14 protein-coding genes and 1 tRNA gene are annotated in these 14,255 nt (G+C 45.8%); 10 read left to right on the top strand and 5 right to left on the bottom strand.

Features of this window, described 5'->3' with window-relative positions; all coding sequences use genetic code 11:
* Positions 1–7 precede the first annotated feature (7 nt).
* Genes ribH through ABXT60_RS13790 form a run of 4 tightly spaced genes read left to right on the top strand, consistent with a single transcriptional unit; the run spans position 8 to position 2,397 of the window.
* On the top strand, positions 8–481 hold the full coding sequence (ribH, locus tag ABXT60_RS13805) for a 6,7-dimethyl-8-ribityllumazine synthase (RefSeq protein WP_443630673.1): 474 nt from the start codon (positions 8–10) through the stop codon (positions 479–481).
* On the top strand, positions 482–943 hold the full coding sequence (gene nusB, locus ABXT60_RS13800; protein WP_443630672.1) for a transcription antitermination factor NusB: 462 nt from the start codon (positions 482–484) through the stop codon (positions 941–943).
* 9 nt (positions 944–952) lie between these two features.
* Positions 953–1,909 (top strand): thiamine-phosphate kinase, encoded by a 957-nt coding sequence (gene thiL / locus ABXT60_RS13795; RefSeq protein ID WP_443630671.1) that lies wholly within the window; start codon positions 953–955, stop codon positions 1,907–1,909.
* Positions 1,910–1,920: 11 nt separating this feature from the next.
* Complete coding sequence (locus tag ABXT60_RS13790) at positions 1,921–2,397, top strand: phosphatidylglycerophosphatase A family protein (protein ID WP_443630670.1); 477 nt, start codon at positions 1,921–1,923, stop codon at positions 2,395–2,397.
* On the opposite strand, the gene ABXT60_RS13785 is transcribed toward ABXT60_RS13790, so the two are convergent.
* On the bottom strand, positions 2,394–2,900 hold the full coding sequence (locus ABXT60_RS13785) for a disulfide bond formation protein B (protein ID WP_443630669.1): 507 nt from the start codon (positions 2,898–2,900) through the stop codon (positions 2,394–2,396). The genes ABXT60_RS13790 and ABXT60_RS13785 overlap by 4 nt on opposite strands.
* Before the next feature lie 205 nt (positions 2,901–3,105).
* Entirely contained in the window at positions 3,106–3,444 is a 339-nt protein-coding gene (gene glnK, locus ABXT60_RS13780; protein WP_443630668.1) for a P-II family nitrogen regulator, read from the bottom strand.
* Between the two features lie 257 nt (positions 3,445–3,701).
* On the opposite strand from glnK, the gene ABXT60_RS13775 reads away from it, so the two are divergent.
* The gene (locus ABXT60_RS13775; RefSeq protein ID WP_443630667.1) at positions 3,702–5,219 is read left to right on the top strand and encodes a YifB family Mg chelatase-like AAA ATPase; all 1,518 of its coding nucleotides are present in this window, start codon (positions 3,702–3,704) and stop codon (positions 5,217–5,219) included.
* A gap of 54 nt (positions 5,220–5,273) precedes the next feature.
* Positions 5,274–7,310, top strand: a complete 2,037-nt coding sequence (rep, locus tag ABXT60_RS13770) for a DNA helicase Rep (protein WP_443630666.1) — start codon at positions 5,274–5,276, stop codon at positions 7,308–7,310.
* Here the strand turns inward: rep and ABXT60_RS13765 are convergent.
* Together ABXT60_RS13765 and ABXT60_RS13760 are read right to left on the bottom strand one after the other, a co-directional pair.
* Positions 7,307–8,164 (bottom strand): DMT family transporter, encoded by an 858-nt coding sequence (locus ABXT60_RS13765; RefSeq protein ID WP_443630665.1) that lies wholly within the window; start codon positions 8,162–8,164, stop codon positions 7,307–7,309. The two genes, rep and ABXT60_RS13765, sit on opposite strands and share 4 nt — an antisense overlap.
* Before the next feature lie 69 nt (positions 8,165–8,233).
* Positions 8,234–8,671, bottom strand: coding sequence for a c-type cytochrome (locus ABXT60_RS13760; protein WP_443630664.1), 438 nt, complete (start codon positions 8,669–8,671; stop codon positions 8,234–8,236).
* A gap of 267 nt (positions 8,672–8,938) precedes the next feature.
* Here ABXT60_RS13760 and ABXT60_RS13755 point away from each other — a divergent pair.
* The 4 genes from ABXT60_RS13755 (at position 8,939) to ABXT60_RS13740 (ending at position 12,343) form a co-directional block, all read left to right on the top strand.
* Positions 8,939–9,015, top strand: a tRNA-Arg gene (locus ABXT60_RS13755).
* A 257-nt stretch (positions 9,016–9,272) separates the two neighbouring features.
* Positions 9,273–9,530, top strand: a complete 258-nt coding sequence (locus ABXT60_RS13750) for a hypothetical protein (RefSeq protein ID WP_443630663.1) — start codon at positions 9,273–9,275, stop codon at positions 9,528–9,530.
* Positions 9,531–9,911, top strand: coding sequence for a hypothetical protein (locus ABXT60_RS13745; protein WP_443630662.1), 381 nt, complete (start codon positions 9,531–9,533; stop codon positions 9,909–9,911).
* On the top strand, positions 9,911–12,343 hold the full coding sequence (locus ABXT60_RS13740; RefSeq protein ID WP_443630661.1) for a DUF3987 domain-containing protein: 2,433 nt from the start codon (positions 9,911–9,913) through the stop codon (positions 12,341–12,343). The genes ABXT60_RS13745 and ABXT60_RS13740 overlap by 1 nt, the downstream gene beginning before the upstream one ends.
* 206 nt (positions 12,344–12,549) lie before the next feature.
* Here ABXT60_RS13740 and ABXT60_RS13735 read toward each other — a convergent pair whose 3' ends face one another.
* A complete protein-coding gene (locus ABXT60_RS13735) occupies positions 12,550–14,127 on the bottom strand; it encodes an aldehyde dehydrogenase (NADP(+)) (protein WP_443632115.1) in 1,578 nt (525 codons plus the stop codon).
* Positions 14,128–14,255: the final 128 nt, after the last annotated feature.

The raw sequence follows: 14,255 nt of genomic DNA, 5'->3' as shown, positions 1-14,255 counted from the left end.
AAAATATATGTCTGTAACACACATTGAAGGTCGTTTTAACGATGCCAATGGCCACTACACTCTTGTTGTTGGCCGTTTTAATGCATTTGTAGTAGAGAGCCTTGTTGAAGGCGCTCTAGACACGCTAAAGCGCCATGGTGTTGACGCGGATAAGATCCGTGTTGTGCGAGTGCCTGGTGCTTTTGAAATCCCACTTGTGGCGCAAAAGATTGCCCAACAAGGCAAGGATGACGCGATTATTGCCCTTGGTGCAGTGATCCGTGGCGGCACGCCTCATTTTGAATACGTGTCGGGTGAAGCCTCTTCTGGTATTTCCAAGGTAGGTATGGATCACGGTATCCCGGTTGCAAACGGTGTATTAACGGTTAACTCTATAGAGCAAGCTATTGAGCGCTGTGGCACAAAAGCCGGTAACAAAGGCGAAGAGGCGGCCATGTCTGCTCTTGAAATGGTTAGCTTGTTACGTCAGTTAGAGGCATAAATGAGCGCAAATAAAGGTCGTCCAGACCGTCGTCGTGCAGCCAGAGAATTAGCTCTCCAGGCTTTGTATCAAATGCATATGAGTGGTGCGAGCGCTGTGGATGTGCAGGCTGAATTTTTAGTTGACCAAGACTTTAAACATGCAGACAAACGCATGTTTGGTCAACTTTTGCGTGGTGTTGCCGCACAACGAGAAAGCCTTGATGTAATGATTGAAGAATTCTTAGATCGTAAGCTAAGCGACTTAGACCCAATTGAGCTTAACGTATTGCGTATGGGCGCTTATGAATTAAGTGATTCAGTGACGGTGCCTTACCGTGTTGTCATCAACGAATGCATTGAGCTGGGTAAAGTATTTGGCGCCACCGATGGGCACAAGTACGTTAACAGTATTTTAGACAAGGTTGCACTAAACCATCGTTCGGTAGAAATTGCCGCAAAACAAAATACTAGCGCTCGCTAGTTACAGTCTATGACGACCATGGGCGAATTTGATCTAATCAAACGCTACTTTAACCGCCCAGAACTTCGACCTGGGCTGCCTATGGCCCTTGGTCCAGGAGATGATTGTGCTTTACTCCAAATCCCCTTTAAACACCAATTAGCCATTAGCAGCGACACCTTTGTCTCGGGCGTGCACTTTTTTGCCGATATGGCTGCTAATCAAATAGCACAGCGGTGTTTGGCTGCCAGTGTTAGCGACCTAGCCGCAATGGGAGCTACTCCTGCGTGGTTCAATCTGTGCATCACTATGCCTAGTGCAACTACATTGTGGGTTAACAGTTTTAGTGAAGGTTTGGCTGCCCAAGCCCAGTCATGTGCTATTAGTTTAGCCGGTGGTGATACCACCAAAGGGCCGTTAAGTATCAGTATCCATGCGATGGGTTATGTACCTGTTGGCCAGGCGATAACCCGCAGTGGTGCTCAAATAGGCGACGTTATTATGGTGTCTGGTACCTTGGGTGACTCAGCAGCTGGGTTGCAGTTGATGCAGAGGCAACGTAGTGGCGCAGATCCTTTGAGTAAGCGGTATTGGAACCCAACTCCCCGCATAGCTCTTGGTCAGTGGTTAAGGCGCAAGGCAACGGCCTGCTTAGATATCTCAGATGGTCTAGTGCAGGACTTAGGTCATATTCTTACAGCCAGTGGTTGTGGTGCAGATCTAAATACACAAAATTTGCCCTTGTCTGATGAATTGCTTGCCCATGTCTCAGTAAGTCAGGCACGTGACTATGCGCTTAGTGGGGGAGAGGATTTTGAGCTTTGCTTTACCTTACCAGCGTGTCTTATCGACGATGCACAAGCCTACTCAAAGTCCCACAGTATTCCTCTTACAGTAATTGGCCATACCAGTGCTGAGTTGGGTTGTAGGGTCTGGCATGGCGACGAAGGCCCGTTTACGCCCCCTCAAGGCTACCAACATTTTTAAGGAATTGCGCCATGAAAGCAGTTAATGTAAAACCCAATTGGTTAAACCCAGTGCACTTGTTAGCTTTTGGTTTTGGCAGTGGTGCTGCACCAAAAGCCCCAGGTACCTTTGGTACTATAGCTGCCGTTTTATTTTATTGGCCCTTATCGCAATTAAGTTTGGATTACTATTTACTGATGATTCTAGTCACCAGTGTCATGGGTATTTATCTATGTGGTAAAACAGCAGAAGATTTAGGAGTGCATGATCATGGTGGCATTGTTTGGGATGAGTTTGTAGGTTTTTGGATTACCATGATCGCAGCACCAGTAGGCTGGATATGGGTGTTAGTTGGGTTTGTGCTGTTTCGTTTTTTCGACATTATTAAGCCATGGCCTATCAGTTGGATAGACAAAAAAATATCAGGTGGCCTTGGCATCATGCTAGACGATGTGATTGCTGGGGTAATGGCAGCCTTGGTTCTACAAGGCTTGGCGTGGTGGCTTTAAACCAGTAAAATTTTTGTACGAACTATGGTCAAGCGTAAGCAATAAAGTGCTAGCATCGCAAATAATACCAAGCTCCACCCCGCAATGGATAACCCTAAAAAGCTCCACTGTACTTCTGCACAAGACCCTGAACCTTTAATCATGGTGATTAAAACTTCGGTAAATGGAAATGCATCAACCATATAGCTAAAGCCTGGGCCACAAGCGGGAACCAGATCTGCTGGCAGGCTTTGTAAGTAAAGTTGGCGAGTTGCGAGCGCCATGCCCACTAAACTAAGTACAAAAAGTAAAAAACCGTAACGCTTGTGACCACCAAAATAGGGGTTATGCAAGGCTGCCATCATGAAAACAAAGGCAATGGCCAAGTAGACGAAACGTTGACTCATGCATAGCATGCATGGGTCTAAGCCCATGGCAAATTCCATATATAAAGCAACTCCTAAGACTGCCGCACAAGCGACTAAGCCAAGGATAAACTCCCCTCGGAAACCAGCGTATTTCATGATGATTCGTCAACTCTTGTTATGTTGCAGCCGATCCTAAGTTATTCTCTAATGTTTTCCAAAGCTACTTCAGGTGAATACACTTTAATCTACAACAAGTTTAATAAGTTAATATACAAGATAAATAGGAATCATTAAACCCTACACACTTTTAAGCGCTATAAATAATGAAAAACATGAGGGTTTTAGCGCAATAAAATTCCTTTTATAGCGCTTCTGGGCCTGTTTCGCCTGTGCGAATACGAATAGCTTGCTCAAGGTTGACTACAAAAATTTTGCCATCACCAATTTTCCCCGTATTGGCAGAATTGCTAATAGCTTCTATAACTTGATCAACCAGATCATCATCTACGGCCGCTTCAATTTTCACTTTAGGTAAAAAATCGACCACATATTCAGCACCACGGTAAAGTTCAGTGTGGCCTTTTTGACGGCCAAAGCCCTTCACCTCAGTAACAGTGACGCCTTGTACGCCCATATCCGAAAGAGCTTCTCGAACATCATCTAATTTAAACGGTTTAATGATTGCGCTAACCAATTTCATTGGGAGTTCCTTTGCACTAATAATTTATAAATGGCGTATCGCCTAGCATAGGACTTTGCAGGGATTGTGCCAACTTTATTAGCCAAAAAATGGCCAAATAACCACTATTTGCCTGTTTCATCTGTTGGTAAGCTCTAAAGTGGCGCAATGATGAGACTTTTGCGCACTCAATTGGGGCATGCAGGGCGCAGTGTCAGTACAACATGGCAATCACCTGCTAGACTTATTGTTAGTAGCAGCCTGCCAAGGAAAAGGCCATGTCTTATGCACTTACTTATAGCCGCGCTTATGTGGGAGTAGAAGCCCCCCTAGTGAGGGTTGAAACACATTTAAGTGGTGGTTTGCCTGCGCTAACTATAGTGGGTTTGCCTGAAACAGCCGTAAGAGAAAGCAAAGACCGCGTGCGCAGCGCTATTATAAATGCTGGCTTTGAGTTTCCTGCCAAACGCATCACTATAAACCTTGCCCCTGCAGATTTACCCAAAGAAGGGGGTCGCTTTGATCTGGCTATCGCCATTGGGCTTTTGGCGGCTAGTGGCCAGCTGCCTGTGAAGGAAGTTAAGGGGTATGAGTTTGTAGCAGAACTGGCCCTTAGTTCTGAACTCAGGCGTTGCCCTGCCATATTGAGCGCTGCATTAGCGTGCCAAAGATGCGACAGAGTTATGGTAGTAGCGCCAGATAATGCCGCAGAAGCGATGATGCCAAAAGCCAGCCGGGTTCTTTGCCCAACGCACCTAAACCAGCTTAGTCAGTGGCTTCACTACCCAGAAAAGCAACAACAGCCCAAACGTCCAGATCGCTTTATTGAACAGTTACCAAGTACAGAGTTGTTAGACGTTCGTGGCCAAGAGCAAGCTAAACGTGCTTTGATTATTGCTGCAGCTGGGCATCATAATCTATTGATGTGTGGACCACCTGGCACTGGTAAAACGATGCTGGCTCAGCGTCTGCACGGCTTATTGGCACCGCTAACTGAAGCTCAAGCATTAGAACTTGGGGCCATTAATTCCAGCTTGGGTTTATTTAATCCAAAGACATGGCTGCTAGCTCCTTGGCGAGCACCACACCACAGCGCATCTGCAGTGTCTTTAGTGGGTGGTGGCCGAGTGCCAAGGGCAGGAGAAATTAGCCAAGCACACCATGGCGTTTTATTTTTAGACGAGCTCGCAGAGTTTCCACGCCATGTGCTAGACAGCCTGCGGCAGCCATTAGAAAGTGGAGAAATCCATTTATCAAGAGCGGCCTACCAAAGCACCCTGCCTGCTCAATTTCTATTAATTGCAGCCACCAACCCATGCCCTTGTGGCTACTATGGAGACGAGCACAACAGTTGTCGCTGTACACCGACAAAGGTGGCAAACTACCTGCAGCGCCTGTCAGGCCCACTGCTTGACCGCATAGACCTTCAAGTTGCAGTGCAACGCCCTTCAGCAGCTGCACTTATGTCCCATAAAGGTGGAGTCTCCACGCACCAGGCTGTGCAATGTATTTTGACGGCTCAAGAGCGCCAACTTAAACGCTCTGGCCGGCTCAATGGGCTACTCTCGGCATCAATGTTAACGGGGTATACCATGCTTAAATCAGCTGATGAACAGCTGCTAGCAAATGCTATTGCTAACTTAAAACTCTCTCCACGTGGGGTTCATAAAGTGCTTAGGGTGGCACGCACAATTGCAGACTTGGAGGCGGTTGATCATATCCAAAAAAACCATTTACTAGAGGCCTTAAGTTACCGAAGGCTAGATATGTTGAGTACCAAGAGCCAGCAAATATAGGGCGCATCCAAGTTAAAAAACACCTATAATGCGCAACTGATTTTTGACACCTTTATGCTGAGTTATTATTCTGTGAGCCGCCTTAATCCACGCCAACAAGAAGCTTTAGAAGCCATTACTGGACCCGTTCTGGTGCTAGCCGGTGCTGGTTCAGGTAAAACCAGTGTAATTACCCAAAAAATTGCTTACCTAATAGCTGAATGTGGCCTTAAAGGGCACCAAATTATTGCCCTAACATTCACCAATAAATCTGCTCGAGAGATGAAAGAACGAGTGGGAAATTTGATGACAGGCAAAGAAGGTCGTGGCCTTACAGTGTCTACCTTTCATAACTTAGGCCTTAATATTATTCGCAAAGAAGTTAATGCTTTGGGTTATAAGCCTGGTTTTTCCATCTTCGACTCCCAAGACGTCTTAGCGTTGCTAAAAGACCTTACCCATAAAGAATTTGAAGCTGCAGAAGATGCTTGTGAGCCGATTCAGCACCTTATCTCTAATTGGAAAAATGATTTAATTAGCCCAGCTAGAGCTATGGCTGGTGCCAATGGCCCAGAACAAGCATTAGCGGCTAGGGTTTATGAGTCTTATCAAAAAACACTGAAGCTCTATAATGGTGTAGATTTCGATGATTTAATTCTGCAACCGGTTGAGCTATTTAAGGCTCGTCCAGATATTTTAGAAAAGTGGCAAAACAAAGTGCGCTACTTGCTAGTAGACGAATACCAAGACACTAATAGTTCTCAGTATTTATTAGTGAAGCAGCTAGTGGGACATCGCAGTAACTTCACCGTGGTGGGTGATGACGACCAATCTATTTATGCATGGCGTGGCGCAAGGCCAGAAAACTTGGCCGAGTTGCAGGCAGACTTCCCCTCTTTAAAAGTGGTTAAGCTAGAACAAAACTACCGTTCAACTGGCAGAATTCTAAAAGTAGCCAACCAACTTATCGCCAACAATCCTCACGAATTCAGTAAGGCGTTGTGGAGTGATAAAGCATTTGGCGACCCTGTCCGTGTGATTAGTTGTCGCAACGAAGATGCAGAAGCAGAACGTATTGCCACTGAAATACTGCAATTTCAATTACAAAACGAAGCTGAATTTAGAGACTTTGCCATTTTATACCGCAGTAATCATCAAGCTCGGTTAATGGAATTAAAACTACAGTCCTACAAAGTGCCCTACAAGATGAGCGGCGGGCAATCTTTTTTCTCTCGTACTGAGGTGAAGGATATTATGGCCTACCTAAAGATTCTATTAAACCCTGCAGACGACAACGCCTTTTTACGAATTGTGAATACCCCAAGGCGGGAAATTGGCGCGGCAACGTTGGAAAAACTTGTGAACTATGCCAACCAGCGTGGTGAAAGCCTTATTCGGTCATGCCAAGAAATTGGGTTAGAGCAGTTCATAAGTGGCGCGGCCTTAACAAGAGTAAAAGAATTTGGTGGCTGGATTGAGCACCTATCACAAAAATCTCAACGGGAAGACCCAATAGCCAGTGTGCGGCAAATGGTACGTGACATGGAATATCAAGATTGGTTGTTACAGACCAGTAGTGGCCCGCCAATGGCAGAGAAACGGATGGCTAATGTTGAAACCCTCATTTCTTCTCTACAAACATCCTTAGAAAAAGCAGTAGAGAAAAACGATAGTGCTGATATGGGGGACGCTGTAGCGCGCTTAGTGCTGATGGACTTGTTAGAGCGACAAGAGGAAGAAGACGAAACGGATAGGGTGCAGATGATGACCCTGCATTCAGCTAAAGGGTTAGAGTTCCCACATGTTTTTTTAATGGGTATGGAAGAAGAGTTGTTGCCCCACAGAAATGCAGTAGATGAGGGCAATGTAGAGGAAGAACGACGTCTGGCCTATGTAGGCATCACCCGAGCCAAACGCACTTTAGCCATCACATTAGCGCGTAAGCGTAAGCAATATGGTGAACTCATAGAGTGTTCGCCTAGCCGCTTTTTAGATGAACTGCCTGCAGATGATCTAGAGTGGCAAGGGCGAGGTGACGATGATCCTAAGAAAAACGTAGCCCAAGGCCAAGCCACATTGGCCGGACTCAAAGGCATGTTTGCAGACCTTTAAGCCACTCGCAGCCGGTTACGGCGCCACTGGTATAAGCTGTGGAGAAGCAAAGTTGCTATCACTAATGAGCCACCTTGCAAGGCTGTAGCGCTAGGCTCTTCACTCAAAACCAGCCATACCCAAAGAGGCCCTAGAGCAGTTTCCAGCAACATCAACATGCCCACTTCTGCTGCAGGTATACGCATTGGGCCAATAGTGATAAAAGCAAAGGCTAGCGGGCTCACAAGCAGGCACAAAGCCACCATGTACCACCAAGAATCGCCTGACAATGCCATAGGGCTGCCAGCAAAAAAACTCACTAAAGCCGTAATAAGGCCTGCTGAAATTAATGCAGGGGTCATATCTCTGTGACTTACTGCACGATCATTAACAAACTTTGCAGCTAAAGCGATGCAGCAAACTAAAGCCAGTAAGTCCCCTGTAAAGTTAGGCTCAGACCAAGAACCCGATAGCACCCAGCCTATTCCTAACATGGATAAACCAATAGCGACCCAAGTCACAGGTTGAGGCATTTCACGTAAAAACACCCACCCCAACACGGCAGCAAATAATGGCTGGGAACTAATAATAACTAGCACATTGGCTACACTGCTCAAGTTAATAGCCATCACAAAAGTAATGGTGCATACCACCATAAAAAAAGAAGACCTAAGAGAGGCTGCGTCCACTGGTAACCATGAGCTAGTGGACTTTTGTAGCATAAGAACAACAGCAATGGTAACGCTCATCAAGAGCCCACGCCAAAATAATAGATCAAAAGCATCTGCCGAAATTAAGCGAATTAACAAACCATCTATACTTAGTATCAGCACACCTACAGAAGTAAGCAAAATACCCTTAATATATTCAGACATAATGCATATTCCTTTTTATTCATGCACAAAAAACCCGGCTAAGGCCGGGTTTTTTTGGCCTGTCGCTAACTACTTAGAGCTATCAACCAGATGTATTACAGCATCTTTAATTTCGTCTTCAGAACACCTTTTACACATTCCTTTAGCGGGCATTGATTTGTAGCCATACCAAGCGTTAGAAAATAACTTCTCTATACCCTTATCAATACGAGGTGACCAAGCGGCAACATCACCGAACTTAGGTGCTCCAGCAGCACCACTATCGTGACAAGCAGCACAACCACTGGCATAAACTTCTTCACCTGTCTTTGGCCCGGCAGCAACTTCTATAACCTTAGCAACGGGTGCCTTACAGCTTTCACCCTCTATGCATATTCTACCCACCGAACTAATGCGCTCAACGATACTTTCATCACTGTCGTGGTTAGCCACAACAGTTAATGAACCTAAACTCAAAATAACACCAGCTAAAAGGCTGAAAAGGGCTGCAGGCTTAAATTTAATCACGTGAAATGCCTCATACTAAAGAGTGAAAGAAAGTGAAACGACATATTCGCCGACCACCTTAAAAAAATTCAAACGTATTATAACGGCATTACAACCAAACGGGAAAGGGCCAAAGTATAATCTCCAACATCTGATGGACAAATAGCTAAAAAAGCCTCCTTATAACAAGTAAAAATGCCTTAATAGAGGCCTTGAACCTCAACCCTAACACACGTATCATACCGCTTCTTTGCAGTCGCCCTAAGTTTCTTCAGGGCTGTGCAATATGCGCCAGTAGCTCAGCTGGATAGAGTAGCAGGTTCCGATCCTGTTGGTCGGGGGTTCGACTCCCTCCTGGCGCGCCATTTAAATCAATTACTTAGCTATAATTCAAAAACTAATAGCGAGCTAATTATTAAATCTGGTTCCATATTAGGTTCCATCTAAAAATAATCGTACATTTGCCCTCATCCAGCCTATCTATGGGGCTTTTGCACGCCTGTAGATTATGGGCTGCAATAGCGTCAAGTGAGAAGTTGCCATATATTTCTTCAAGTTCTCACTGAATAACAACCTGATATTTGTATTTAATTGTCGTTGTCATCAACCAAGAGTCACGACTATGAATATTTCAAAAAATCATCACCTTAATCCTGCCAAATACCCTAGTCCGCACTGTGATACTCACGGCGCAGCAAGTTACTTAGGTTTTGGTTCATCCACAATGAGGGTATCACGAGTAACTGGCACGCTGGCTGGCGTTCCAGCACCCACCTACCGGAAAATAGGCCGCAAGGTTATTTATGACCGAATGATTTTGGATGAGTGGATAGATCAGTTCGCTAACCAACAGAAGACAGCAACTAGAGAGGTGTTATAAATGAAAAATGCCACCCCCAACGGAAGCAGCACTATTCACCTAGACAGTGATAATTATAACAAACCCCATACTAGCCGCAAGCCTAGCTCTCCCCCTTATGTATCACTAGTCGAAAAACAGGATGCCTGTATAAGTTTGAGTCGTAAGTTGATTCATGTCCCGGATGCAATATTACATGTTCTAAAAACAGGTTACATAGATCAACTCCATATTTTCAAATGTGATTGTCCAGCCAAGCAGCATATTGTTGATCTTGCTCCAATAGTCGAAAAGCTTCGGGACCAAGGCCACAATATTATAGACGAACCAGGTGCTTTAATAAGTGGCTCTATAACTATGAGACAGCGTTTGTATTTTATGCGCATGCAGGGGAGCAACTAATGATTAGCCCAAAGTATCAGACGAATGCGCAATCCATGCTAGATGCTGCCAGGCAATATGCAGCACAAGGCATTAGTATTATTCCAGTTTTAACGCCGACCACCGATAAGCCCCACGGCGAACTCAGCGAAAAAGAGAATGACGGACTAGGTAAAGCCCCGGCTAATTGCCCCAATTTTTATCATGGTTCAAAAGACGCCACCACAGACCTGGAGAAAATACAGGGTGCATGGGGAAGCCCACAAGGCACTACACCTCGTAACATCGGCATAGCCACTGGGGAAAAATATAACTTAGTGGTCGTCGATGTAGATGACCCTGCTAAGTGGAACGAACTGTTAGATAACCACGGATATAAAGCACCCACGTGTCCGAAAGTCACAACTGGGAAAGGGTTCCACCTTTATTTTTCATACCCCAAAAGCCGAGGTATTTCTAACAGTACAAATAAATCTATGGGATTTGATATTCGCTCCAATGGTGGCTATGCAGTGGCGCCACCGTCTAATCATCTAAGCGGTGAAGTCTATACACTCGAAAACAATGAGAGCTTAGTTAATTGCCCAGAGTTACCAAATTGGGTATTTGATTTACTCACCGAGGATAAAGCGAACAAAGCAGCCGCAAAAAAAACAGCTAATACGAAGTTGGATTTTAACGCCTCTATACCGGCCGTTAACGACCCCTCCCCCTATGGCATGAAAGCCTTAGAGCGAGAGTGCCAGGCCATTGTGAGCGCCCCACAGGGCACTAGAAACGACCTACTTAATAAGTCGTGCTTTAATATTGGACAGTTAGTCGCTGGGGGTGCAATAGAAAGTGATTTAGCACTTAATTACCTAACCCAGGCAGCGAAACAAAGCGGCTTACCTACCGAAGAAATAGCCAAGACGTTAGCCAGTGGGTTTAAGGCAGGCAAGGCCAACCCCAGGAACGCACCAGAAGCCCAGGGGAGTATTTCGCAAGGGGTAGCCGAATCATTAACCTGGGACCAACCGAAGGGATTAAAGGCAGAGCTATTGCCAGTAAAGCCATTAGACCCTGCAATGTTGCCTGACAGTATGCGCGATTACATAACCGACATAGCAGAACGGATGGATAATTCATCACCGGATTATGTAGCCGTGGGCGTTATGGTAGCCCTAGCCACTCTTATTGGGCGCAAGCTATCCATATTACCTAAGCAGCATGACACATGGCTTGTGGTCCCTAATCTATGGGGTGCAGCTATTGGTCGTCCATCAGCTAAAAAAACACCTTCTCTAACATCAGCCATGGCCCCATTACATACGTTTGAATCTGAGGAATTTCAAAAGCATGGTATAGCAATGGGCAAATATAGTCAGCAAGTCAAAGTGGCCAAGGTGTCGTTGAAGGCCAACGAAAAGAAGTTAAAAATCCAGATTGAGAAAGGCAAGCAGGAAGAAGGCGAAAAGGCTTTTTTACAGTCTTTAGCCTTGGAACCTATGCAGCCGCCAGCGTGCAAACGGTTTATTGTGAATGATGCCACAGTGGAGAAGCTAGGCGAATTATTGGGAAGTAACCCTATGGGAGTTCTATTATTCCGAGATGAGTTGACTGGCTGGCTTAATACGTTGGATAAACCAGACCGAGCGAGCGATAGGGCTTTTTACCTGGAGTGTTGGTCTGGTACTGGCAGCTTTACCTATGACCGTATAGGAAGAGGCACACAGCGAATAGAGAGCGCCACATTGAGCTTAATGGGAGGCATCCAACCTGGGAAGTTAATACCTTACCTAACAGCCCAGAAAGAAGGCAAAGGGGATGATGGTCTAATTGAGCGGTTTCAACTTATGGTCTACCCAGACCCCCAGCCATACAAGCATGTTGATAGGCCACCTAATGAAGAAGCACTAAGGAATGCTACCTCAATATTTGCCATGCTGGATGACCTACCAGGAGAGCTAAACGACCCTACCATTCAGCGGTTCACCGCAGAGGCACAGAAGTTATTTAATACGTGGTACGACAATAATCAAAAGTTAGTTAGAAGTGGGACGCTAACCCCACAGCTAGAATCACACCTTGCTAAATATGTATCTTTGTTCCCTAGCCTGGCCTTAATTATCCACGCGGTAGACTCAAGCCCAGGGGGTGATATTGGCATACAGTCGGCCAAGAAAGCCTTGGCTTGGTGTGATTACTTAGAAAGCCACGCTAGGCGTGTGTACGCTCTTGCAGACGGTCCTATAGGTAGCGCCAAGGCATTGCAGAAGCGCTTGCATGATATGCCTAACCCGTTCCGTATAGGTGCGATTAATACCCGTAATTGGCATGGTCTGACAACGATGGACCAAATCCATGAGGCCCTAGATAGTCTATGCGAACATGGCCACTTACAGAAGATAGTCAGTGGCACCACCAGGCCGGCAACGGACTATTTTAAACATCCTATTTACTGCAATGAATAGAAACGAAAAATAACCCGTCGTCCCCATTTACACCGATAAAACCTATTTATCTACCAAGGTCATAGTATTATCGGTTTTATCGGTGCAGGTGGGGAGTACAGGCGAAAAAAATTCGCATAAAAAGTAAAAGGAGCTCCTTAAGTTTTCAAATCCTCTTTGATGTAGGAGGGAGGTATTATATATAGCCAAGAGCCCCCTCCTTCAATTTAGTTCACTTCGTCATGGCCATTAATAAGACGGCGGAGCTGAAGAGGATTACTGTTGTGAAGTGCCTGAGGCAGCAGTGATTCAGGCAGATCTTGATAACAGACTGGGCGCAAGAATCGCAATATCGAAGCGCTCCCCACGGACGTGGTCCGACAATCAGATGTTGAAGGAAAAGGACCACCATGAACCATCGAGTGGCACACTTCTACGCCGGTTGGATATCCATTACAAATAATTCTCCCTGCCTTACGCTCCAGTGTCGGCATTAGCTGCCGAGCTAAAGCAACATCAGACTCATCCATTTGAAGTGTAGCGGTCAGTTGCCCTTCGAGATGTTCGGCTACCTCAAGCATTTGTACAGAGGTTTTGCACTTGACCAGAAGGGAGGTTGAACCAAAGACCTCAACACTCAACTCTTCATGAGTAAGAAAATCTTTTGCAGAGGTCACATAAAGGCCAGACTTTCCTTGATTTTCACCACAGCCAGTGCTTCCCGATGCGATTTTAGTCACCATCGGGTGGTTTTTCAGTTTGTTTGCACCGTTACAGTATGCCTTATGGATACCAGGCGTTAACATCGTTTGTGCTGAGATTTTAGCCAGCTCTGTCTTGCTAGTTGCGATAAACTGATCCAACTCGGGGCCATCAACGGCGATCACTAATCCAGGGCTGGTGCATAATTGACCTGCACCGATGGTCAGTGATCCCGCAAAGTTTTTAGCAATCGACTCACCCCGTTGCTGAAGAGCATAAGGTAAGAGGAATACTGGGTTTATACTGCTCATTTCTGCATAGACAGGTATTGGCTCAGGACGGTTGAAAGCAACCTTCATCAGCGCAGTGCCACCGTTTCGAGAACCAGTGAAGCCGACTGCTTTGATCGACGGGTGCGCTACAAGATGCGTTCCCACTTCAATACCCGATCCATACAACATCGAAAATACGCCTTCTGGAAGACCGCAATCTGCAACTGCCTGTTGAATCGCCCGGCCAATAAGCTCAGAGATACCTGGGTGTGCAGAGTGTGCTTTAACGACTACTGGACAACCTGCCGCCAGTGCTGAAGCGGTATCACCGCCAGCAACTGAGAATGCTAGTGGAAAATTACTGGCACCAAATACGGCGACGGGACCAAGTGCTACATGGCTTAAACGTAAATCAGAGCGAGGCGGAGTTCGCTCTGGAAGAGTCTTATCAATACGAGCATCTAACCAATTTCCAGCTCTAACGACAGACGCAAATAGCCGGATTTGGTTGACAGTACGACCTCGCTCGCCTTCGATACGCATGCGCGGCAAACCACTTTCCGCTATGGCTCGTTCGACTAATATTTCTCCCAATCCCATAATTTGGTCGGCTATAGTCTCTAGAAACGTAGCGCGAGCCTCCAATCCAATGGCTCTATATATATCAAAAGCACTCCAGGCTAGAGCGCAAGCTTGATCTACCTCACTCTGGCCACCGCTGCCAAACGCTGGATTCAACTGCTCTCCGGTCTTAGGGTTGATCGCATGAATGGAATTACCATGCCCTTTTATTGCTTTGGAACCGATTATCATGTCACCTGTAATTTTCATCATAAAACTCCGTTTTACCGTGTGGGTACTATTCTGTTTAGTTGTTGTTCACTAAGTGAGCGTGATCCTTCATCATTCGAAAAATTTAATAGCACTGTTAAGCCATGATAGACTGCCAAAATGACTAC

Origin of the sequence: Candidatus Njordibacter sp. Uisw_056, from assembly GCF_047730085.1 — a bacterium.
Taxonomy (GTDB): Bacteria; Pseudomonadota; Gammaproteobacteria; order Pseudomonadales; family Balneatricaceae; genus Njordibacter.
Note: the sequence above shows the minus strand (reverse complement) of the source record. Positions and strands in the feature narration are given on the sequence as shown.